This window comes from Arthrobacter sp. C2 (genome assembly GCA_024207135.1).
In the GTDB taxonomy this organism is placed as follows: Bacteria; Actinomycetota; Actinomycetes; order Actinomycetales; family Micrococcaceae; genus Paeniglutamicibacter.
Window position 1 is genome coordinate 3562824 of record CP042428.1, and the last position, 20725, is coordinate 3583548.

20 protein-coding genes and 1 tRNA gene are annotated in these 20725 nt (G+C 68.5%); 10 read left to right on the top strand and 11 right to left on the bottom strand.

What is annotated here, in order from left to right; genetic code table 11:
* Positions 1-15: 15 nt before the first annotated feature.
* Positions 16-492: a hypothetical protein gene (locus FPY90_RS16355; RefSeq protein WP_139194829.1), complete on the bottom strand. Its 477-nt coding sequence runs from the start codon at positions 490-492 to the stop codon at positions 16-18.
* Positions 485-943 (bottom strand): 23S rRNA (pseudouridine(1915)-N(3))-methyltransferase RlmH, encoded by a 459-nt coding sequence (locus tag FPY90_RS16360; RefSeq protein WP_175475464.1) that lies wholly within the window; start codon positions 941-943, stop codon positions 485-487. Before FPY90_RS16360 ends, FPY90_RS16355 begins: the two co-directional genes overlap by 8 nt.
* A gap of 99 nt (positions 944-1042) precedes the next feature.
* On the opposite strand from FPY90_RS16360, the gene FPY90_RS16365 reads away from it, so the two are divergent.
* Both FPY90_RS16365 and FPY90_RS16370 read left to right on the top strand, forming a co-directional pair.
* Positions 1043-1747, top strand: coding sequence for a phosphatase PAP2 family protein (locus FPY90_RS16365; RefSeq protein ID WP_498682182.1), 705 nt, complete (start codon positions 1043-1045; stop codon positions 1745-1747).
* A gap of 91 nt (positions 1748-1838) precedes the next feature.
* Positions 1839-2612, top strand: a complete 774-nt coding sequence (locus FPY90_RS16370; protein ID WP_071214803.1) for an SDR family oxidoreductase — start codon at positions 1839-1841, stop codon at positions 2610-2612.
* A 136-nt stretch (positions 2613-2748) separates the two neighbouring features.
* Here FPY90_RS16370 and FPY90_RS16375 read toward each other — a convergent pair whose 3' ends face one another.
* Together FPY90_RS16375 and FPY90_RS16380 are read right to left on the bottom strand one after the other, a co-directional pair.
* Complete coding sequence (locus FPY90_RS16375) at positions 2749-3648, bottom strand: NAD(+)/NADH kinase (protein WP_071214804.1); 900 nt, start codon at positions 3646-3648, stop codon at positions 2749-2751.
* An 8-nt stretch (positions 3649-3656) separates the two neighbouring features.
* Positions 3657-4676, bottom strand: coding sequence for an SPFH domain-containing protein (locus tag FPY90_RS16380; protein ID WP_071214805.1), 1020 nt, complete (start codon positions 4674-4676; stop codon positions 3657-3659).
* Between the two features lie 109 nt (positions 4677-4785).
* On the opposite strand from FPY90_RS16380, the gene FPY90_RS16385 reads away from it, so the two are divergent.
* Positions 4786-5520, top strand: a complete 735-nt coding sequence (locus FPY90_RS16385; protein WP_286135353.1) for an NUDIX hydrolase — start codon at positions 4786-4788, stop codon at positions 5518-5520.
* A 430-nt stretch (positions 5521-5950) separates the two neighbouring features.
* Positions 5951-6166, top strand: coding sequence for a hypothetical protein (locus FPY90_RS16390; RefSeq protein ID WP_139194830.1), 216 nt, complete (start codon positions 5951-5953; stop codon positions 6164-6166).
* A gap of 352 nt (positions 6167-6518) precedes the next feature.
* Here the strand turns inward: FPY90_RS16390 and FPY90_RS16395 are convergent.
* A tRNA-Ser gene (locus tag FPY90_RS16395) sits at positions 6519-6609 on the bottom strand.
* A gap of 70 nt (positions 6610-6679) precedes the next feature.
* Between FPY90_RS16395 and FPY90_RS16400 the strand changes: the two genes are divergently transcribed.
* Positions 6680-7918, top strand: coding sequence for a DNA glycosylase AlkZ-like family protein (locus FPY90_RS16400; RefSeq protein WP_071214808.1), 1239 nt, complete (start codon positions 6680-6682; stop codon positions 7916-7918).
* A gap of 15 nt (positions 7919-7933) precedes the next feature.
* Here FPY90_RS16400 and tadA read toward each other — a convergent pair whose 3' ends face one another.
* Entirely contained in the window at positions 7934-8416 is a 483-nt protein-coding gene (tadA, locus tag FPY90_RS16405) for a tRNA adenosine(34) deaminase TadA (RefSeq protein ID WP_139194831.1), read from the bottom strand.
* A 133-nt stretch (positions 8417-8549) separates the two neighbouring features.
* Here tadA and upp point away from each other — a divergent pair, with 133 nt between their 5' ends.
* Complete coding sequence (gene upp / locus FPY90_RS16410) at positions 8550-9188, top strand: uracil phosphoribosyltransferase (protein WP_071214810.1); 639 nt, start codon at positions 8550-8552, stop codon at positions 9186-9188.
* Between the two features lie 80 nt (positions 9189-9268).
* Here upp and FPY90_RS16415 read toward each other — a convergent pair whose 3' ends face one another.
* Together FPY90_RS16415 and FPY90_RS16420 are read right to left on the bottom strand one after the other, a co-directional pair.
* Positions 9269-10906, bottom strand: a complete 1638-nt coding sequence (locus FPY90_RS16415; RefSeq protein WP_083411214.1) for a sensor histidine kinase — start codon at positions 10904-10906, stop codon at positions 9269-9271.
* Entirely contained in the window at positions 10903-11643 is a 741-nt protein-coding gene (locus tag FPY90_RS16420) for a response regulator transcription factor (RefSeq protein ID WP_071214811.1), read from the bottom strand. Before FPY90_RS16420 ends, FPY90_RS16415 begins: the two co-directional genes overlap by 4 nt.
* A 588-nt stretch (positions 11644-12231) precedes the next feature.
* On the opposite strand from FPY90_RS16420, the gene FPY90_RS16425 reads away from it, so the two are divergent.
* The 4 genes from FPY90_RS16425 (at position 12232) to FPY90_RS16440 (ending at position 16805) form a co-directional block, all read left to right on the top strand.
* Positions 12232-13029 carry a winged helix-turn-helix domain-containing protein gene (locus FPY90_RS16425; RefSeq protein ID WP_071214812.1) on the top strand — a complete coding sequence of 266 codons (798 nt, stop codon included), beginning with the start codon at positions 12232-12234 and terminating at the stop codon, positions 13027-13029.
* Between the two features lie 106 nt (positions 13030-13135).
* Positions 13136-13657 carry a SixA phosphatase family protein gene (locus FPY90_RS16430; RefSeq protein WP_071214813.1) on the top strand — a complete coding sequence of 174 codons (522 nt, stop codon included), beginning with the start codon at positions 13136-13138 and terminating at the stop codon, positions 13655-13657.
* A gap of 236 nt (positions 13658-13893) precedes the next feature.
* On the top strand, positions 13894-15048 hold the full coding sequence (locus FPY90_RS16435) for a DUF1611 domain-containing protein (RefSeq protein ID WP_071214814.1): 1155 nt from the start codon (positions 13894-13896) through the stop codon (positions 15046-15048).
* Positions 15045-16805, top strand: a complete 1761-nt coding sequence (locus tag FPY90_RS16440; RefSeq protein WP_083411215.1) for an ABC transporter ATP-binding protein — start codon at positions 15045-15047, stop codon at positions 16803-16805. The genes FPY90_RS16435 and FPY90_RS16440 overlap by 4 nt, the downstream gene beginning before the upstream one ends.
* Here the strand turns inward: FPY90_RS16440 and FPY90_RS16445 are convergent.
* The 3 genes from FPY90_RS16445 to FPY90_RS16455 are packed head-to-tail and all read right to left on the bottom strand — an operon-like array spanning position 16786 to position 20581.
* The gene (locus FPY90_RS16445; protein WP_071214815.1) at positions 16786-17394 is read right to left on the bottom strand and encodes a TetR/AcrR family transcriptional regulator; all 609 of its coding nucleotides are present in this window, start codon (positions 17392-17394) and stop codon (positions 16786-16788) included. The two genes, FPY90_RS16440 and FPY90_RS16445, sit on opposite strands and share 20 nt — an antisense overlap.
* Positions 17391-19709: a YhgE/Pip family protein gene (locus FPY90_RS16450; protein WP_498682190.1), complete on the bottom strand. Its 2319-nt coding sequence runs from the start codon at positions 19707-19709 to the stop codon at positions 17391-17393. Before FPY90_RS16450 ends, FPY90_RS16445 begins: the two co-directional genes overlap by 4 nt.
* The gene (locus FPY90_RS16455) at positions 19706-20581 is read right to left on the bottom strand and encodes a hypothetical protein (RefSeq protein WP_071214817.1); all 876 of its coding nucleotides are present in this window, start codon (positions 20579-20581) and stop codon (positions 19706-19708) included. The genes FPY90_RS16450 and FPY90_RS16455 overlap by 4 nt, the downstream gene beginning before the upstream one ends.
* Positions 20582-20725: the final 144 nt, after the last annotated feature.

Consider the following 20725-nt stretch of genomic DNA (forward strand, 5'->3'; position numbering starts at 1 on the left):
CCGCGGGAACCACCGTCAGGCGGCACCGAGGCGGCGGGCGGCGCGCACGGTGTGCCTGAGGCCCAGCCCCACCAGGAAGATCAGCAAGGCGGCGCCCGCGAGCGCGGGTACGCCCATCGATAGCCGCAGCGGTCCCGAGTCCGGGAACACGTCGTGCAACAGCAGGGTCCAGATCAAGGCGGGGATGATCCCGGAGGCCAACGACAGCAGCGACATCAGGGCGATGGCCGTTCGCGACCCCGTCGTGAAGCCAACCAGCACCGCCAGGGCCGCGCAGATGAACCATGGCGCCAACGGAAATGCCAGCGCCAACCACAGCCCTTCCTCATCCAGTTCCCACCATGGTGACCCGGCCATGGACGGGTCCACCACGCAGATCACCAGGAGCATGGAAGCCGCACAGACCACCGGCACATACCGCCACATTCGATTCACCACCGGCTGCGGGTTCTTCCTGGCGGGCCGAGTGGTGCCGTATGGCGCGTCAGACATGGTGGTACTTCCCGCCTCCGGAGATTTCCTGGGCGCGGTAGAGCTGCTCGGTGAGGATCAGCCGCACCAGTTGGTGCGGGAAGACCAGCTTGGACAAGCTCCAGGTGAAATCCGCCCGTTCGTGCACCGAGGCGTCGACCCCGTAGGCCCCGCCGATCACCACGGTGATGTTCCGCGAGGTGTCGAAGGGCCGCTGCAGGGTCTTGGCCAGGGCGGGGGAGTCGATGTTCTTGCCGCGCTCATCCAGCAGCACCAGGAAATCCCTCGCCTCGACCTTGGCCAGGATCCGCTCGGATTCCTCGGTGCGGGCCGCATCCCCCTCGCGCGAGGAATGCGGAAGCAGCTGCCATTTGAGGTCGAAGGGCTTCTTCATGCGCTTTTCGTAGCGGTCAATGCCCTCGGCCACCCAGGATTCGTGTTTCTTGCCGATGGCCAGCACGCGGATTGTCATGCCTCCATCTTCCCGCATTGCGGCACGACCCTCGGGCATGCGCGAAGGCCGGGTGCCCCCATCGCACCATGCCAAGGTGCGAACGCTAGGCTGGCATACATGAATTCACCGCGCCGTTCCGGCAAGAGCGGGCAACGTGCCGGTTCGATCCTGGTCTTTGTTCTTGCCATAGTGTTGGGCCTTTTCGCCGTGGCACGCCGACTGTGGGTGTCGGTGCGGGTCGGCGGGGTCCCCGATGCCTGGGACATCCCGGTGCTCGACTGGATGGCGGGCCACCGGAGCCCGGCCGCGACGGCTGTCGCCTGGTTCTTCACCATTGCGGGGAACACCCTGGGCATGACCATCATGTTGCTGTGCGTCATCGCCCTGTTCTCCTGGCGCACCAGAAGCGCGTGGCCCGGGGCCTTGATCGCGGTGACGGCCGCAGGCTCGGTGGCGCTGACGATCGTCCTGAAGAGCACACTGGGCCGGGCCCGGCCGTCGTTGGCCGATGCCTTGGTGCCGATTCCGGCGTCCTTTTCCTTCCCCAGCGGGCACACGCTCAATGCCGTCGCGATCCTGTCGGTCGTTGGCTACCTGGCGTATCTGATCCTGCGGACGCGGCTTGCCCGCATCCTGGCCCTGTGTGCGCTGGGATGCTTTGTCCTCGGGGTGGGGTGGAGCCGGATCTACCTGGGGCACCACTGGCTCAGCGACGTGGCCGGCGGGCTGCTCATCGGCGGCTGCTGGGCCACGGTGGTGATCGTGCTGCACCACTTCGTGGTTCTCAAGAACCGGCGTTGGCACAGGTGGCTGCACGTTTAGGTGCTTCCTGAAGGACACGAAACCGGGCTGGGGCGGGCAATGCCGACCGATCCCCTCGAACCAACCCGCGTTCAGGCGTACGCTGAATTGCATGAAGGTGATCGTTCTCGGCGGCAACGGAAACTTGGGCAAGCGGGTCGTGCACCTGTTGCAGGAAGCCGGACATGAGGCGGTGGCGGCCGGCCGGGGAACGGGGGTCGATGCCTACACGGGATTTGGCCTGGCGGCGGCGATGCGCGGTGCCGACGCGGTGGTGGACTGCCTGAACGTGCTCACCACGAAGGCTGCCACGGCCATTGATTTCTATGAAACCACGGCCAGGAACATCATCCGCACCGCCGAGGAGGAACACGTCAAGCACCTGGTGTGTGTCTCGATCATCAATGCCCGCAAGCCCGAGGTCAACAAGCACATGGGCTACTACCGCGGCAAGGCGGCGCAGGAGGCGCGCTACCAAAATGCGAAGGTGCCCACGACGATCGTGCGGTCCACCCAATGGTTCGAGCTGGCCGAAACCTTGATCGAGCAACTCACGATCGGCCCGGTGGCGGTGGTGCCGCACATGGACAGCCAACCTGTGGCCGCCGATGCCGTGGCCAGGTTGGTGCTCTCGGCGGTCGAAGCGCGAAGGAACGCCCCGGCCGGACTCGAACTTGCCGGGCCCGAGCCGCGGAACATGGCGAGCCTGGCACGCCTGGTTGCCAAGAACAATGCCGCATCCCGCAATGGCGGCCCGCACGCCAAGGTCATCGGCATCCCGGTGCCGGGAGTGAAGGTGATGAACGGCGGGCTGCTGCCGTCGGCAGCGGTTCCCCGGGATTCCACGACCTTCGAGCAATGGCTGGCCGGGGGCCGCAAGGCCTGAAACCGGAACGTGCGCCGGTCGTAGACGACCCAGCCGCGCGGCCGACCGGAGGCCCACCAAAGGTTCCGCCCCGTGGAGGCATATGCCGTCCCCGGCACTGGCTTTGTCGAGGTTCCCGTAGCCTCAGGCGACGGCGCTATGCCAGCCGAAGGGGCCGGTCGCTGAGTTCAATGCTGATTTCCTGGCCCCACGAGGCGGTGAGCAGGTCCTGCTCCATGCCGTCGCCAAACACCACCAGTTGGTCCGAGGCCACGGTGAGGCGCAGCGGTTCGCCCGCCTCCAGCACGCCGTCGGTCAGGGACCTGCCGGTCACGGGGGAGGGCCACGCCTCGCGGACAAACCATGCCAGGGCCGGGTCCGTCGGGGCCGGCAGGGTTCGTCCCCCGCGGTCCTGCGCGATGGAGGCGCACCACCCGGTGGCGCCCGTCCCGGTGGAAACGATGAGGCCGGACGACGACTGCGACTCGCTCCGGCCGTCGGGCGTCGTCAGCCGGTAGCGGGCCGACTGGTGGGTCCGGTGCCCGATGAAAATCTCGTTGAGCCCCGACAGCTCCTGACCGTCGTCGAGCCTTGCTCTCACCATGGATAGCTCCCGGCAGGGCAAGGATGCCTGTCGTTGGTTGGCCTGGGCGAGGCCCAGCAGCATCCGTGCGGCATCCGCGGCTGTGTGCCGGACGAGTATGCCCGGGTTCATTCCCGGTTCCGGGTCGATCCCGATGACGGGCTGGCCGGCGAGGTACTTGGCCGCATTGGCCACGAGTCCGTCCTGGCCCACCACGGCGATGATGTCCTCGGGCGTGAACATGAACCTGTTCAGGTCATTCCGTTCCACCTCGGCGAGGCGCCAGTCGGGCGGGACCGTGGCGCGGATGGTCGCCAGGGCCGTGCCGAGCAGCTCATGGCGCTCCTGGACGGCGGCAAGGGTTCGGCCGCGGACCCGGAGGAAGAATTCGGCCTGGCCGAGGGTGGCGTGCCGGTCCAGCAATTCGGCCAGCTCGGTGCGGCGATGGACGATGACGAGGCGAGGTGTTGCCACGGCCGGGCCTACTTTCCGCCGGCGGCCGCGGCGCCCGGTTCCCGGATCAACCCGGCCAAGGCCCCGCTGAGCAGGTCCGGGGTGACGGTCAGGTTGCCGATGTTCGGCAGCGAGCCGGCGGCCTCGCGGACCGCCAACGCCAGCAGGGTGGCCTGGTCCATGCCCCGGTAGACCTCCATGGCGGCGGCTTCCCGGGCTGCTTCCGCCTGGCCCACCAGGCGGATCCGGTTGGCCTCGGCGGTGGCGCCGATGCCCCGGCGTTCGGCCTCCGCATTGGCCTGGACCAGGCCGGCAGCGGCCTGTTCCTCGGCCTCGCGCCTGGCGTTGGCCCCCTCCTGGGCCACGAGGCGTTCGCGCCGGGAGGCCAGTTCGATCTGGCTGGCCATCTCATTCTCCGAAATCGTCCGTTCGCGTTCGACCGCGACGGCCCGGCGTTCGTACACGGCCCGGTCGGCCTCGGCCTGCAGTTGTTCGCGGACCGGTGTCTGCAGGGCCCGTTCGACCTCGGACTCCGGCCGGACGGCGAGGACCTGCACGCCGAGGATCTCGATGCCGGTGGACGCCAGCCGGGTGTCGGCGCTCAGGGCCTCGGTGAGCAGCTGGCGCAGCTCACTGACCCCGCGTTCCAGTGCCTGGGCAAGCGTGGTGGTGGCGACGTGGTCGATCGCGTGGCTTTGGCAGAGCTGGCCGATGATGGTGGCCACCTGCTCCTTGCCGCCGGATGTTGCCTGGCCGGCCTGCTGAAGGCCGAAGTCGAGTCGGCTGGCCACGGACACCGGGTCCACGAAGCGGTAGGTGACGTTTGCCTGGATGCTGACGTCCTGGTGGTCTCGGGTGATGGCGTGGAAGAGCGTGGGCAGTTCCTGGTCGTCGACGGGCACTTCGCTCAGTACGGATGCCGCCGGCCGGAACCAAAACGCCTGGCCCACGCCGCGGTGCCTGACGGCACCCTTTTGCAGGTGGACGACGTAGCCGGTGGGGCTGCCCAGGAAGTGGCTGATCCAGGGGTAGCGCTTGATGGTGGCCATAGTGGGGTGCTCCTCAAGAACTCAAGTTATCGTCGCTTTGACGATAACAACAGCTTAGGAGGCTTCCTGAATTATTGTCAATATGACGATAAGTATTTATGATGGGTGCATGACCGATTCGCCCCAGGCACCCACGCGCTTCCCGGTGACGGTGGACATCGTCGCCCTCACGGTCCGCGACAATGCCCTGAACGTCCTGCTTATTACACGCCTCATCGAGCCGTTCCGCGGCAGGCTCGCGCTGCCGGGAGGGTTCGTGCTGGCCGGAGAAGGCCTGGAGGAGGCCTCGATCCGCGAACTGGCGGAGGAAACCGGGGTCGAGCGGGTGCCGGGGCACCTGGAACAGTTGCAGAGTTACGGACCGCAGGGGCGCGACCCGCGCGGGGATGTGCTCACCGTGGCCCACCTGCTGCTGGCTCCCGACTTTCCCGTGCTCTCTGCCGGGAGCGACGCCGAGCATGCCGCCTGGTACCCGGTCGGCCACGTCCTGGACGGGGCAACGGAACTTGCCTTCGACCATGGCCGCATCCTGGCCGACGCCGTGGAGCGGGCCCGGTCAAAGCTCGAGTACTCGCCGCTGGGGGCAGCATTCTGCGGGGAGGAATTCACCATCGCGCAGCTCCGCGCCGTGTACGAGGCGGTGTGGGGCACCCGCCTGGATCCCCGGAACTTCCACCGCAAGGCCACGGGAAACCCCGGTTTCCTCGAGGACACCGGGCGGATGACCGCGGGCGACGCCGGGCGCCCCGCGGCACTTTTCCGGCTTGCGGCCCAGGCCCGTTCCGCGGCGGGCGAGCCGGTCCGTGCGGTGCTCAATCCGCCGCTCATGCGACCGAATTCCTGATGCAGTCTCACCATAGGGTGCTTTCGCGCAACCGAGCCTTAAACGCTGGATGGCGTCCGCATCGTTGCATTGACGGCGCTGCCCGGAGCCTTGGGCAACGGCACCGCGCACGTGTCGAACGTGACCCTCTCCGACTTGTGCCCGTGCGTCCGCTGCACGACTGCGGCGTTCGCCCCGTCGCTGTTTGCCGACCTCAAGAAAGGGGCCGACGGCAGCCACCCGGTAGGCACCTCTGCGGCCGGCACCGCCATGATCCAGGGCCTGGGGGACTTGGGCATCTCGACGTCGCCGGCCCCGGCAACCGCGTCCGCCCGAGCGGCTTTTGCGCTGCTACGGTGGAAGCAGGATGCATCGCCTGTGCCGCCGCCGCCGCGGCAGGAGCATGCGCCAAGCAACGCCCGAGCCGGTAGCCGCAGGAAGGGAATGGCCAATGACAGCAGAACGAGGCAAGGCAACATCCGCAAGGAGGGGCGCCGTCGCGGCACTCCTCTTCCTCGCAGTGGCCGCAATCAACGCGCCCCGCATTCCACGGTTCACTGATTACGCAGCCGCCGGATGGTTGCTCGGCGGAGCGCTGCTGCTGACGGCCCTCGGGCTGGCGATCAGCAATTACCGCGGCCAGGTCAGGGCCGGGGCCTCGGACTGATGCCGGCCGGCCGGCCTGGTTTATCCGGACGGGGGACCTGCGTGGTTAATGCGATCACGGGGTCTTGCTTCTTCCCTGACGGCGGGACGGTTGCGAGCGCCTGAGCTGCGGGGTGCACCGCTGCAGTCGGGGCCCATGTGACCGGATAGTCGGCGAGGGGGCGTGCTCTGTCGGCGATGCCCTGCCCGATGGGGACAGGCGGCTCGGGGGTGGCCCCGGCCACGAGCGTGGGGTCCGGCGTGGTGACGGCCGCACTGCCCGCACTGCCGCGCCCCGGCGAAATGCGCACCTCACAGGCAGCATGACTGCATGTCGAAAAACAGAAAACCCCTGGCGAACCAGGGGTTTTCATTGGCGGAGACGGAGGGATTTGAACCCTCGGTACGGGGTTACCGTACACAACATTTCGAGTGTTGCACCTTCGGCCGCTCGGACACGTCTCCAGACCTGAATACTCTATCGGAAGAATGGTCCACAGCAAAAACGTGGGATCTTTCGAGGCACAATGTACCCATGAACACGCAGCATGAAACGACGCCGATCCCGCCGGTGAAATTGGACGCGCAGTTGTTGCGCGCGTGGTCCTGGCACCGCCAGGGCCTTGACGGGTCGCTGGCTTCCAGGGGAGCGGCAGAGGTCCTGGACCGGGTCGGCTGGGGCCGGTCGATCGGTGGGGCCAACATCTACCTGACACTGTTCTCCCGGGCCGGCATGCTCCGGGCCGAGGTCGACGCGGCGGCCGCCGCCCGGGAAATCCACGAGCTGCCGACGGCCCGGGGCTGCACCTACGTGCTGCCGGCCACGGACTATGCCTGGGGGCTGCAACTGGGCCATGCCTCGGCCGAAGCCTCGGTGAAGGTGCTCGAGCGCCTGGGCGTCCAACGGGCCGAGATCGAGGCCTTGGCCCAAGACATCCTGCAGGTCTTGCTTGAGGCACGGGGAACCGCCGGAGAAGCACTGGACCCGCAGGGCCTCAAGAAGGTCCTGGGGGACAAGGTCCGCAACATGGGCGAGGAAGGCAAGAAGAAGGGTGCCTCCACCACGTTGCCCGCCGCGCTCGGGCTGCTGCAGGCGGACGGGCGGATCCGCCGGGTGCCGGTGAACGGGCGGCTGGACCAGCAGCGCTACTCCTACGTGGCCTGGGAGCTGGAAGGCAGCGGGGAAGACGACGAAGCGGTCAGGGCGCGGATGCTCGAGCGGTTCCTCAGCTGGACCGGAGGCGCCACGCTGGGGCAGGTCCGCTGGTTCACGGCCTTCACCGTGGCCCAGTCCAAAAAGGCCCTGGAGGCAACCGGCGCCGTTCAGGTTCCCACCGCCGTCGGCGAGGTGCTGTGGATGCTGCCGGACGACATGAACGAACTGGCCGGATTCAACGCGCCGGAGACCGAGGATATCCAGCTGCTGTCGGGGTCCGATTCCCTGGTGCTGTTGCGCCGCAACTCGGCCGACCTGTTCGACGAAACCGGGGCCACGGCGGTGGAGGGAATGAGCGGCTCGGCATTGGCCGCCGACCTCTTGGACCACCCGATCCTTGACCGCGGACGCATCATCGGGCTGTGGCAATACGACCCGGAGAACACCCGCATTGCCTGGTGGACGTTCGATCCGGCGAGCGCGGCGGTGCTGTCGCGCATTGCACAGGTCGAGCACTGGATCACCGCGGACCTCGGGGACTTCAGGTCCTTCTCCCTGGACTCGCCGAAGTCGCGGGCCAAGAACATTGCCAGGCTCGACTCGCTGCGCGCAGGGTAGGGCAGCGGGTGCGGATCAGTCGCGGCGCCGGGCGCGGAAGAAGTCGCTGAGCAGCGCGGCGCATTCCTCCTCGCGGACCCCGGGGTAGACCTCGACCCAGTGGTTCAGCCGCGGTTCGCGCAGGATGTCGAACACCGAGCCGACGGCACCGGCCTTCTCGTCCCAGGCGCCGAAGATGACCTTCGGGATGCGCGAGAGCACGATCGCCCCAGCACACATGGCGCAGGGTTCCAGGGTCACCACCAGGGTGCAGTCCTCCAGCCTCCAGCCGTCGCCGTTCCCGGCATCGCGCAGGGCCTGGGCCGCGGCACGGATCGCCACCAGTTCCGCGTGCGCCGTGGGGTCCCCGTGGGCCTCGCGCTCGTTGCGGCCGGCGGCCAGCACGTTGCCGTCGGGGCCGAGGACCACCGCGCCGATGGGGACGTCGTCGGTGGCCAGGGCGGCCCGGGCCTCGGCGAGGGCAAGGTCCATGAGCGGCAGGTGGGAAGAATCGATCATCGTGCCTCCCATGCTAGTTTGTCCGCGCGCCTACCGGCCGCCTGGCCGCAGCACGGCGCCCATGGTGGGAATCACCCGGGGACGGAATGTGAAAACCCGGCCAAGGGCGCGATCGGCTGGTAGATTTTGGTGCATGCGCGTACAGGTAATTGACCACCCGTTGGTGGCCCACAAGGTATCGGTCCTTCGAGACAAGAACACCCCGTCGCCGGTTTTCCGGCAGCTGACCGATGAGTTGGTGACCCTGCTGGCCTATGAGGCAACGCGCGAGGTCAAGACCGTTGAGGTCCAGGTCGAGACGCCGGTTGCAACGACCACCGGCATCGCCTTCGCCAAGCCGACCCCGCTGGTGGTGCCGATCCTGCGCGCCGGCCTGGGCATGCTCGAGGGCATGACCCGACTGGTACCGACCGCCGAGGTCGGCTTCCTGGGCATGGCCCGCAACGAGGAAACCCTGGACATCATCACCTATGCCGAGCGGCTGCCTTCGGACCTGACCGGTCGCCAGGTCTTCGTGCTGGACCCGATGCTGGCCACCGGCGGCACGCTGATCGAATCGATCAAGTTCCTCTTCGACCGCGGCGCGGCCGATGTCACCTGCATCTGCCTGATCGCCGCGCCCGAGGGACTGGCCCGCCTGGAGCAGGCCTACGGGGACAACGAGAAGGTCCATCTGGTCCTGGGCGCCCTGGACGAGAAGCTGGACGAGAACGCCTACATCGTTCCCGGCCTGGGCGATGCCGGGGACCGCCTCTACGGCGTGGCCCACTAGCAGCGACATTTTTTTGCGGCGCCGCCGCGGATGGGAACGAAGGTTCCGATCCGCGGCGGCGTTTGTGTTGGGGGCTGGATTCAGGCAGTCTTCGGCGGGGTCGAGGGCTTGGGCGGGACCACCAGCGGCAGCGGCAGCGGCAGGCGCACCTCGAAGACCGTGTTCCCGGGGGCCGAGGTGACATCGATGGTTCCGTCGTGCGACTCCACGATGGCTTTGGCGATCGGCAGTCCGAGCCCGGTGGTGCCGTCCGCGCCGGAGCGCGCCGCATCGGCGCGGGTGAAGCGCTTGAACACCAGCGGCAGGAAATCCGGTGCGATGCCTTCCCCGGTGTCAGCAACCCGCAGCACCGCCTGGTGCGTGGCCGCATCGCGGGCGACGCAGACCGTGACGGTGTTGCCCTCGGAGGTGTGCTTGCGGGCGTTGGCCAACAGGTTGGTGATGACCCGGCGCAGCGCCGAGGCGTCGCCCGAGACCACCAACGGGGTGTCCGGGACCTGGGGGATCCAGTGGTGGGACGGGGCGGTGATGGCAAAGTCCTCGGTGATTTCGGCCGCCAGCTTCCCCAGGTCCACCGGGGCCTTCTTGACGTGGTGCTTCTCGTCGAGCCGGGCCAGCAGCAGCAGGTTCTCCACCAGCGAGCTCATCCGGGTGCTCTGTTCCAGCACCCGGTTCAGCGAGCGCTGCCCGTCGTCGGAGAAGTGCTCGGTGGCACTGATCAGCTCGGTGTAGCCGCGGATGGCCGAGAGCGGGGTGCGCAGCTCGTGGGAGGCGTCGGCAACGAATTGGCGCATCTGCGTCTCCGAGGCCTCGCGCACCGCGAAGGCGGAGCCCACGTTGTCCAGCAGGGCGTTCAACGCCCTGCCCACCTCACCGGATTCGGTGCCGGGGATCGAATCGCGGGGGGCGACACGTGCCTCCAGCGCGGCGGTGCCGGATTCGAGTTCGGCGTTGGCCACCGAGGAGGCCACGGCGGAGACCCGCTGCAGCGGGGCCAGCGAGCGGCGGATGATCATCGAGCCGACCAGGCCGATGGCGATCAGCCCGGCCAGCGAAATGGTCAGCGTCAGGACGCCCAGTGCGGCCAGGGTCCGCTCGTTGGGTGCCAGCGGCAGTCCGGTGATCAGGACGCCTCCGGATCCGGGGTCCTTCTGGGCCGAGAGCAGGTAGTCGCCGATGCTCAGGTGCTTGACCACGGGCGGGGCATCGACCGTGACGGAGGACAACGGCAGCACGTCCGCGTCGGTGATGTCCTTGCGTTCTCCGGTCTTGGAGTCGAGCACGGCCCCGGAAATCAGGTAGCCGGGGACGAGCCGGGCATTGAGCGTGCCGGAGGCCTGGCCGGGGGCGAAAAGGGGGCCGGATGACGCGTCGCGTCCGTTTTGGGCGGAGTAGGTTGCGGCGCGTTCGGAAGCGAAATCCAGCTGTTCGTGCAGCTGCGACGCCATGGCCTGGCGCATGCCGGCATTCAGCAGCAGCCCGATGACGGTGCAGATCAGGGCAAGTGACCCGATAAGTGCCAGCAGCAGCTTGCGTTGCAGGGTGAGCCGGCCGAAGCGTTGCCTCAGCCGTGCGCTGAGCGGAACCTGCCCGGGCCCGCCGGGTTCGGACGAGGCTGCCTCGGGGGTCGGGGCATCCTCGCCATCGGGCCGGGACTCTTCGTCCGGCTGCGGTTCCGGCGCGTCGGATGGAAGCAACGGGCGTGCAGCCTGGCTCATGACGCGGGCTTGAGCATGTACCCGGCCCCGCGCACGGTGTGGATCATGGCCGGGCCGTCGGCCTCGATCTTCTTGCGCAGGTAGGAAATGTAGAGCTCGACGATGTTGGCCTGGCCCCCGAAGTCGTAGTGCCAGACGTTGTCCAGGATCTGGGTCTTGGAGACCACGCGGCGGGCGTTGACCATCAGGTAGGAGAGCAGGTCGAACTCGGTGGCCGTGAGGTTGATGGGAACTCCCGCCCGGGTGACGTCGTGGGAATCGGAGTTCAGCACCAGGTCCCCGACCACCAGTTCGGCGCCGTCCGCGGCGGTGGCGCCGGATCGTTCCACGAGCTTGTGCAGCCGCAGCAGCACCTCTTCGAGGCTGAACGGCTTGGCGACGTAGTCGTCGGCGCCGATGCCCAGGCCCTCGATGCGGTCCTCCACCGCGTCCTTGGCGGTCAGGAAGAGCACCGGGACCTCGGGAAGGAAGGTGCGGACCTTGCGCAGGACCTCCGGGCCCTCGAAGCCCGGCAGCATCCAGTCAAGCACCAGGACGTCGGGTGTCGACTTCCGGGCGGCTTCAACCGCGGAGGGCCCGTCATGCGCCACGGTGGCTTCCCAACCCAGCATGCGGGTGCCCATGGAAACCAGCTCGGCCAGCGACGGTTCGTCGTCGACGACCAGCACCTTGATGGCCGTTCCGTCCGGGTGGGTTAGTCGGGGAAGTTGCGTGGGAGAAAATCGGGAGCTTGGCATGTTTCTAACTTTCCCTCCGTGGTGTGGGTCGGCCCTGTGGTCCGGCTGTGCGCGGGCTGTGAGGCCTGCTCCACCAAGCCTACGGCCTGCAAACGCCGCGGGTCCGGTGCCTGCGGCGCCGATGCTTGGCCGAGCCGTTGCTTGGAGCCCGCTTCGGGTGTAAGTCTGGACGCATAGAAGCTATGGATCGGGGCCATTGATCAAATTGCTTGCCCGATGGGAAATCACAGGGCATACCGCATTGCTCAAGGCCATCACATCACATATCTGCGCAATGTGATGATCATCACTTCAAGCGCTTTATGTCTCACATGGTGGACACTATCGAAGTTTGTTACTTGCGGGTTCCTTATATTACGAGGAAACTAGTATTTGTGAATAGCGCAGCAATGACACCTCGAAGCCTTTTTGAAGGCGTGGCGATGACTCATCGCCAGTGTCATTGTCGAATGCCCAGCTGAGTGTCGGAACCCTTTCGACGCTCAGTGACACTCGCATCGCTCCCGCCCCTCGCACCGGCGAGGCGAGCGGAGCACCTAGGTATTCGCGCCATTCCGTGGCATTCACACGAGTTAGAGGTAAAGAAGCATGTCGGTAACGTCCGGATACGTCCATGTCTCAATCCGCAACGCCCAGTCCCGCGCCGCGGCAGCGCAGCGCAACACTGCTCCAGGCGGCTACACCCCTGCCGGCTATCGCCAGCTCCATGCGGTCCCGGCGGCCCATGAGACTCGACCGATGACTGCTCCGACCCCCATTGTGGCTCCCAGCGGAAATCCCGGCCCGCAGCCGGTGGCGGGTGACACCACCGCACGCGGTTTCGTGCTCTATGTAGGTCTTGACGAGTCGGTGGCCCAGGCGCAGGGAACCTCGCTGGGCAAGCTGGCAACCCAGGTCCGCGCCTTCCTGGCCACGCTTTCCCCCGATGCGCAGACCCATGCCGCCGTCGCACTGGCCCCGGCCAGCGCGCAAGGCGAAAACATCGACGTCGTGCGCCAGGCGCTGGGAGACCCCACCGTCAACCGCCGCCCGCGCGTCGACGCCCGCCCCGCTGCACCGCGCCCCTCGGGCGTGCTGATCGACCTGTCCCGCCGCGAGGTCCACCTGGACGGCGAGACCCTGAACCTCACGTTCAAGGAATTCGAGCTGCTGAACTACCTGGTGGAAAACGGCACCCGCACCGTGGGCCGCGACGAGCTGCTCACCAACCTGTGGCGCAACGCCGAAGAGGTCCCGAACGAGCGCACCATCGACGTGCACATCCGCCGCCTGCGCTCCAAGCTGGGCCGCCTGGCCAACACCGTGCGCACCGTGCGCGGCCAGGGCTACCGATTCTACGAGCACCCCGAGGTCGTCGTCTGGGCCGCCCCGGAATACACCATCTAGTTTTTGCCTTTACGCCCTGCGGGGCCCGCATCCACGGATGCGGGCCCCGCAGTCGCTTAAGCCGCTCAGGCGGCCGGATGCCCCCGCGCGCCTTAGGCTTGGAGGCATGAGCGAACATCATCTGAAGCGGCTCGTGCTGCTGCGCCATGCCAAGAGCGACTACCCGCTGGGCGTGTCCGACCACGACCGGCCGCTGGCCGCCCGCGGCAACCGTGAGGCTCCCGCCGCCGGTGCCTGGCTGCGCGATCACGAGGTGGTCCCCGACTACATCGTGCTCTCCGATGCCCAGCGGACCCGCGCCACCTGCGCGTGGGTCATCAGCGAGCTCGGCGAAAAGGCCCCCACGCCCTACATGGATTCACGCATCTACGGCGCCTCGAGCACCAGGCTGTGCTCCATCATCAACGAAACCCCAGACACCGTCACCACGCTGCTGGTCATCGGGCACCAGCCGGTGCTGCAGGAACTGGCCATGCGCCTGGCCTCGGCGGACTCGGACGAGGAAGCGGTCTACGAGCTGGCCATGAACTACCCGACGCTGGGAATGACCATGCTGCAGACGGAGAAATCGTGGGCGGAAATCGACGGGCGCGACATGCGGGTGACCGACTTCGTGGTCCCGCGCTGAGGTCCGGCAGGGCGCCGCAAATAGTTCGATGAGAATTTGGGCAGGGCCGAAACCCCGGCTTTCCGCGGTGCGCCACCACGAACATGAGAGCGGATGGACCGATTATGAGAACGCCCTCATGGATTGTTCATCCTTTGCTAACTTTGGGGCTTTTGACTAGGAGCAACGCAAGCAACCGAGGCTTGCGGCCGCGACAGCGCGGCACCTGATTCCCGGCCTTGAAAAGGATTGTCCCCATGAGCATCAGCCCCAGCCTTGAAACCCGCACCGTCGATGCAGCCCCGGCCGCCGAAGGCCAGCTGCGCCACCTGCCGCTCGGGGCCCGGCGGGCGCTGGATATCCGTGCCGCCTACACCACCCGCTTCGTTGCCACCGAGTTCTCCAAGCGCCCCGAGGACTTCCACCTGATCGCCGGTGCCGACGTCACCCCGCGGCCCGGGGACGTGGTCATTGCCCGCGTCGCCGAAATTGGCAAGCACACCCGCCTCGAATCCCCGGTCTCCCGACGCCAGCTGATGTTCGTCGGCCAGGAGATCATGGTCGCCTACGGCAACCGCTACGCCCCGGACCAGTTCCTGGCCCACGTGCCCGAGACCCTGGAGCCCTGCCACCTGGTAGCAGGCGGCGGGCTGGCCGGCTACGTGACCGAAATGCACGCCTCCATCGACGCGGCCACCGCCATCGAGCCGATCGGCCTGCTGGCCACCAAGGACGGCGTGGTGAACCTGCGCGACTTCGCGCCGCTGCAGGTCGGCACCCCGTCGCTGGCCGTGGTCCGCGCCGTGGGCACCGTGCGCCCGCCGGTCATCGCGGTGCTGGGCACCTCGATGAACTCGGGCAAGTCCACCACCCTGGGCTGCCTGGTCAACGGGCTGGCCAACGCCGGGCTGCACGTCGCGGCGGGCAAGGCCACCGGAACCGGAGCGGGCAACGACCCGAACCTGTTCATCGACGCCGGAGCCTTCCCGGTCTGCGACTTCACCGATTTCGGCTACCCCACCACCTTCAAGCTCGCCTACGAAGAAGTCCGCGACCTGCTGGCCGCAATGATCGACGAGCAGGCCGCCTCCGGGGCGGACGTGGTCGTCATCGAGATCGCCGATGGCCTGTACCAGGGCGAGACCTCCCGGCTGCTGCGCGACCCGCTCTTCGCCGCCTGTGTGGACACCGTGGTGTTCTCCGCCCAGGACGCCCTGGGTGCCCGTGCCGGGCTCGACGTGCTGCAGGATGCCGCCGTGCCGGTTGCCGCGGTCTCCGGCCTGCTCACCGCCTCCCCGCTGGCCACCGCGGAAGCCGCGGCCCGGCTCGAGGTCCCGGTCATCGACACCTACTCCCTGTGCAACCCCGAGGTCGCCACCGCCCTGATCCCGGTGCGCGCCGACTCGCTGTGAGCGGCCTCGACGCGCTGATGAATGAGCAGCAGGCCCCGGTCACGGCACCGCTGGAGATCGTTCCCGCCGTGCCGGTGAAGGACCGCGCGCCGGCCCCGCGGCTGCCGAAGCTCGTCACCGGATCGCGCCGGGCCCTCTTCGCCGCGCTCTTGGCCATCGCCGTCGGCTGCGCCGGACTCGGGCTGCTCGTGGCCCTGCAGGTCGGCCGGCTGGTGAACGGCGCCGCCGTGCTCCCGGCCGCCATGGGCATCGCCGCACTGGTGCTGCTCCTGGGCTACGGCCGCTACCAGGAGCGGGTGCTGGCCGAGAAGCTCGGGCAGCACTACGTGGCGCAGCTGCGCGTGGGCCTGATTTCACACTCGATGCTGGCCAGCAAGGTCCCCTCGCTGGGGATCACCGTGGCCCGGGCCAGCAACGACCTCTCCTCGGTACGGAACTGGGTGGCCCAGGGCATCGCACCGATGCTGGCCGGCATCCCGCTGGTGGCCATTTCCATGGCCGGGCTCTGGATGCTGCACCCCGTCCTGGCCCTCGCCCTGGGGCTCCCGGTGCTGGCCCTGGCCGGTGCCCTGCTGCTGCTGGCGGGCCCCGCCTTCGAGCGGGCCCGCACCCTGCGGCGGCACCGCGGCAACCTGGCCGCGCGCATCGCCGACACCGTCGCGGCGTCCTCCGCGGTGGTCGCCGCCGGCGGGGTGGCCCGCGAACTGGCCCGGGTCAAGGCCAGCGGCCAAAAGGTCGTGGACGCGGCGGTGCACCGGGCGCGACTGGCCGCGGTGCTGCGTGCGCTCTCGCTGGGCATGCCGTTGCTGGCCACCGCCCTGGTGGTGTTGCTCGCCCGGCACGCACTGCTGGATGCCGGGCAGATCGCCACGGCGCTGACCCTGCTGGGGCTGTGCGCGGCACCGGTGGGCGAATGGGGGCGGATCGTGGAGTACCGGCAGAACCACCGCGCCGCCGCGCGGATCATCGCCCCGCTGCTCGAGGAGGAGGGCGAGCTGTCGGCCGCTCCGCCTCTGCGCGAGGACGCCCGGCACGCCGCGGCACGGATCCAGGCCGAACGGGTGTCCGGGGTGTGGCTGCGCGGCATCACCCTCGAGGGGCGCCCCGTCCCCGAGCTGCTCGCCGAACCCGGTGCCAGGATCCGGATGACCGGCGGCGACGCGCGGCTGCGCGCCCAGCTGTTCGGCGTGCTGGCCACGGCCCGCACTCCCCGCGGCCCGGTCCTCGGGGACCTGGGCACCGCCGCCTCGGACCGCACTGCCGGATACGTGGTGGCCGGGAGGATTCCCGCGGCCGTGGAGGAGAAGAAGCGCCGCCGGCTCATCGGCGCGGCCTTCGGCTCGATGCTGCCCGAGCGCGGGACCGTGCTCCGGGCGCTGCGCTACCGGCGCCCCGAGGCAAGCCCGGCCAAGGCGCTGGCGCTGGCCGCGCGGCTGGGACTGGACACCGCCCGGCTGGAGCACGGGGAAAACACGCAGCTGCGCCGCGGCGGGATGCCGCTGGATGCCGCGCAGCGCGCAGGGCTCATGGTCGCCCGCGCCATGCTCGGCTCCCCGGCCCTGCTGCTGCTCAACGACATCGACTCCCACCTTGACGCCGCGGCCCGGCTCGAGCTGGAGGCCATCCTTGAGGGGTACCGCGGCGTGGTGGTCGTCGGCTCCGGTGCCGACTGGTGCTCCGGCTACCGGGAATGGAACCTGGACGGCCCGCAGGCGCCGGCCGACGGCACGGAGCGGCTCAGCGCAGCGGCGCGGTGAAGGCCATGACCGCCTCCACGCAGCTTTCGATGCCGCGCTCGGGGTGGAACACCAGCCGGTCCCGGCCCAGGATCAGTGCCGCGCCGAAGATCGCGGTGGCCAGGGTGTCCAGGTCCGCCTCCGGGCTGCCCGGGGCCGGCGGACCGTCCGCGGCCATCCGGGCCAGGGCGCTGCGCACCAGGGCGATCACCTCGTGGCGCAGCGTGGCCAGGGCGTTGGCCCAGTCGCTGTCGGACTGCCATTGCTCGGAGATCCACAACTGCGCAAACGACGGGTATTCGGCAATGAATTCCAGGGCGTCGGCGATCATCAGCCGCAGGCCGTCGGCCGCGTCGGGAACCTCGGCGGCCCGCTCGAAGCGCTCAAAGAGGATCGCCGCGCCGTAGTTCAGCAGCTCGCCGATTAGCTCGGACTTGGACCCGAAGTTGTAGTAGACCGTCCCCTTGGAGACCCCGGCGGCCCTGGCGATCTCGTCGACGCTCACCTCGTGGTGCCCGCGCGCACCGATCAGCTCCATGGAGGCGGTGAACAGGCGGTGCTTTGAATCGGTGGCCCGCACGCGGGTGCGCGGGGCGCTTGGGTCGCTCATGCGCTCAACTCCGGATGCAGGGTTTTCAGGGACCAGGTCTTGTGCAATCGTACCGCCACGGTGCTGGCCACCAGGCCCAGCACGGTGTAGCCAACCAGGCCCGCAACGATCGGTCCGAGCACCGACAGGTCCGCCCCGTACATCAGGTGCCGCAGGCCCGTGACCACGTGCCCCATGGGCAGCCAGCGGTGCGCCACGTGCAGCGCCTCGGGGGTGGTTTCCCAGGGGAAGGTGCCGCCGGAGGAGACCAGCTGCAGCACCATGAGCACCAGCACCACCATCTTTCCCGGGGTCCCGGCCAGCGCGCAGATGCCCTGAATGATCGCGGTGAACGCCATGGAGGCCAGCAGGAACAGCCCCCAGGTCATCCACGGATGGGCGGTGTCCAGGCCCAGCCCGTAGAGCACCACGGCGTAGAGGATGGTGCCCTGGAGCATCGAGATGCCCAGGAACGGCAACCAGCCGCCGACGGCGATCTTCCAGTTCGCGGCGTTGGAGGCCAGCGCGCGCTTGGTGATGGGGCGCATGATCTGCACCAGGATGAACGCGCCGATCCAGATGGCCAGGGTCATGAAGAACGGGGCCAGGCCCTCGCCGTACACCCCGGCCTTGGCCTGGTCGGTGCGGGCAATGTCCACCGGATCCCCGATGACCGAGGAGACCTGTTCCCGGGCCGCGGCATCCGGGTTGGGCACCTCGGAAGTGCCGTCGGCCAGCTTGGTGGACAGCTCCCCGGAGCCGTCACGCAATTCGGTGGCGCCGTCGCCCAGCTCGCCCACGCCGTCGCGCAGTTCGCCGACCCCGGAAACCAACGAGGAAGTGCCCGCGTGCAGGGTGTCGGCGCCCTTGGCCAGCGAGCCGGCGCCGGAGTCGAGCTTCCTGGCCCCGGCCAGTGCGTCGTGCTGCCCGTCGGCCAAGGTGCCCGCCCCGGTGGCCAGGGTGTGGGCGCCGCTGTTGAGCTTGGACGCGCCGGCAGCGGCATCGGAGATGCCCGTCTTCAGGGCGGGCATGGCCCCGGCCAGTTGGTGGGTTCCGTTGGCGAGAGTCCTCAGACCGCCGGAGAGTTCCTTGGCGCCCGCGGCGACCTGGGCCGATCCGTCGGCGAGCGCGGAGATCTGCGATTTGGCGGTGGTCAGCTGCTTCTTGGTGTCGGCGACCTGCTTGGCCACGCCACTGGAAGCGGCGGCGTCCTTGACGTCGCTGCGGAGCTTCTGTGCCTGGTCCTGGGTGAGGACCCCGTCCTTGACCAAGGTGTCCAGCCGGGCATCCAACGTGTTGGTGGCCGAGTCAATGCGGGTCTCGGCATCCTTCTCCAAGGCCGTGAGGGTGTCGGCCGCCTGGGTGACCTTGTCATCCAGGGCCTTGTTGCCCGCGGCGACCTGGGCGGCACCGGAGGAAAGCTGCTGGGAGGCGTTGGCGGCTTTTTGCGCCCCGCCATCGAGCTGCGCGGTCTTGGCCGGAAGGGAGGAGGTCTTGGATTTCAGTTCGCCCATCCCCGTGCCCAGCTCGGAGGTGCCCTGGGCGAGGGCGTCGGCTCCGTCGGCGAGCTGGTCGGCGCCGGAGACCAGTTTCCCTTGCCCGGCCACCAATGAGCCGGTGCCGCCGTGCAAGGTGTCGGCTCCGTCCGCAAGATCCGCGGTGCCGGTGTCGAGCTTGGTGGCCCCGTCATGCAGGCTTCCCACCCCGTTGGCCAGGGTGGTGACCCCGTCGGAGAGCTTGACGGTTCCGGTGTGCAGTTCGCCGGCGCCGTCGGCGGCCTTGGACATGGAAGTGTGGATGTCGGAGAAGCCGGTCAGCAGGGCGTCGGCGGTCTGGGTGCCGACCTCCTTGGCCACGGTGTTGTGCACCTGTCCGGCGAGCTTGTCGGCGAAGGTGCCGACCATGTAGTTGTTGGCGTCGTTGGTGGTGATCTTCAAGATGCCCTGCTTGGCCTTTTCGAAGTCGCCCGGGGAGGCAAGGTTCGCGGAGAAGTCCTTCGGGATGGTCATGGAGAATGCATAGTCGCCGGAGGCGACCCCGGCGTTGGCCTCGGCCTCGGAGGTGACCACGCTCCAACCGAAGGTCCCGTCCCCAAGCAGTTCGGTGGTGACGTCGTCGCCGACCTTCAGTTCCTTGCCGTCCTTGGTGGAGCCCGCATCGAGGTTCACGATGGCCGCCTTGACGTTGTTCAGGTGCGCGTATGGGTCCCAGTTGGCATAGAGGTACAAGGCGCCGTAGAGCAGCGGGACCAGGCACATGGCGATGATCGCGATCCGCGGCAGGGCCCCGGAGGTCATGCGCTTGAGTTCGGACAGGGCGAGGCGCAACGTGGTCATGAATTTTCCTTCGGTGCTCTCAGGGAGACGGTGGGTTGGTCCGGGGCGGGGCCGGTTGCGGGCTCGTCCGCGTGCGCGATTTCGGGTTCCTGCGGTGAAGGTGAATCCTCGGGGACCGGGGTTTCCCCGGTGGGGGAGAATGCCGGGGCCCATGCGTTCTCCGCGGCCTCGACGGGCGCAGCGGCCGTTTCGGAGCGCGGCCCGGCTTCGGTGGGGTGCGCCGGTGGCCGTTCCCGGCCCACGGCCAGCTTCTCTTGGACCTGGCCCGCGTGTGTCCTGGAGCCTTCCCAGCTTTCGGGGATGCGTTGGACCACCGCGACGACCGCCGGCGCGCGGCGGGAGGTGGCCACGGATTGAAGGTAGCCGGTCCAGTCGTCCCCGGGGATGCCGTGGCGGTCGGGGGAGTCGAAGACCAGCAGTTCGATGGAGCGGTCCTCGAGGGCCAGATGGGTGAGCAGCGTGAGGCGCTCGAGCGGGTCGATGGCGTCGAGCCATTGGTTGGCCAGCGATTCCATGCCGTGCTTGTTCATCCAGGCGTCGATGCCGCTGCGCCGCCAAATCGGTCCGGGCTGCAGTGCCAGGTCCTCGGCCACGAGGTCACGGACCTTCAGGTGCGCCTCGGGTTCATTGATTTCCGGGGAGTCGACCAGTGCGCTGATGCGCCGCACCGAGCGCAGGGCGGTGGTCCCGGACCAGCTCACGGTGCCCTCGCCGGGTCGCATGCGCGCGCTGAGGCCCAGGGCCAGCGCGGTGCGGGTGGGCTGGGGTTCGGCCGCCACCAGCAGGAGTTCGCCGCGCGCAACGGCAAGGCTTGTGGGTTTCAGCAGGGGCAGGTGGCGTCCGGCAATGGCCAGGTTATCGGCAATGAGCACGTCTAAAGCGTAAACCGAACTGACCGGTCAGTACAAATAGTGGGGATGTCGGATTCCCCACCTCGGGGTGTGGCGCACAACGGGCCCAACGACACGATCGGGCAACATTTCATCGCTGACCACCACATGGGCGGGGCGGCGGGG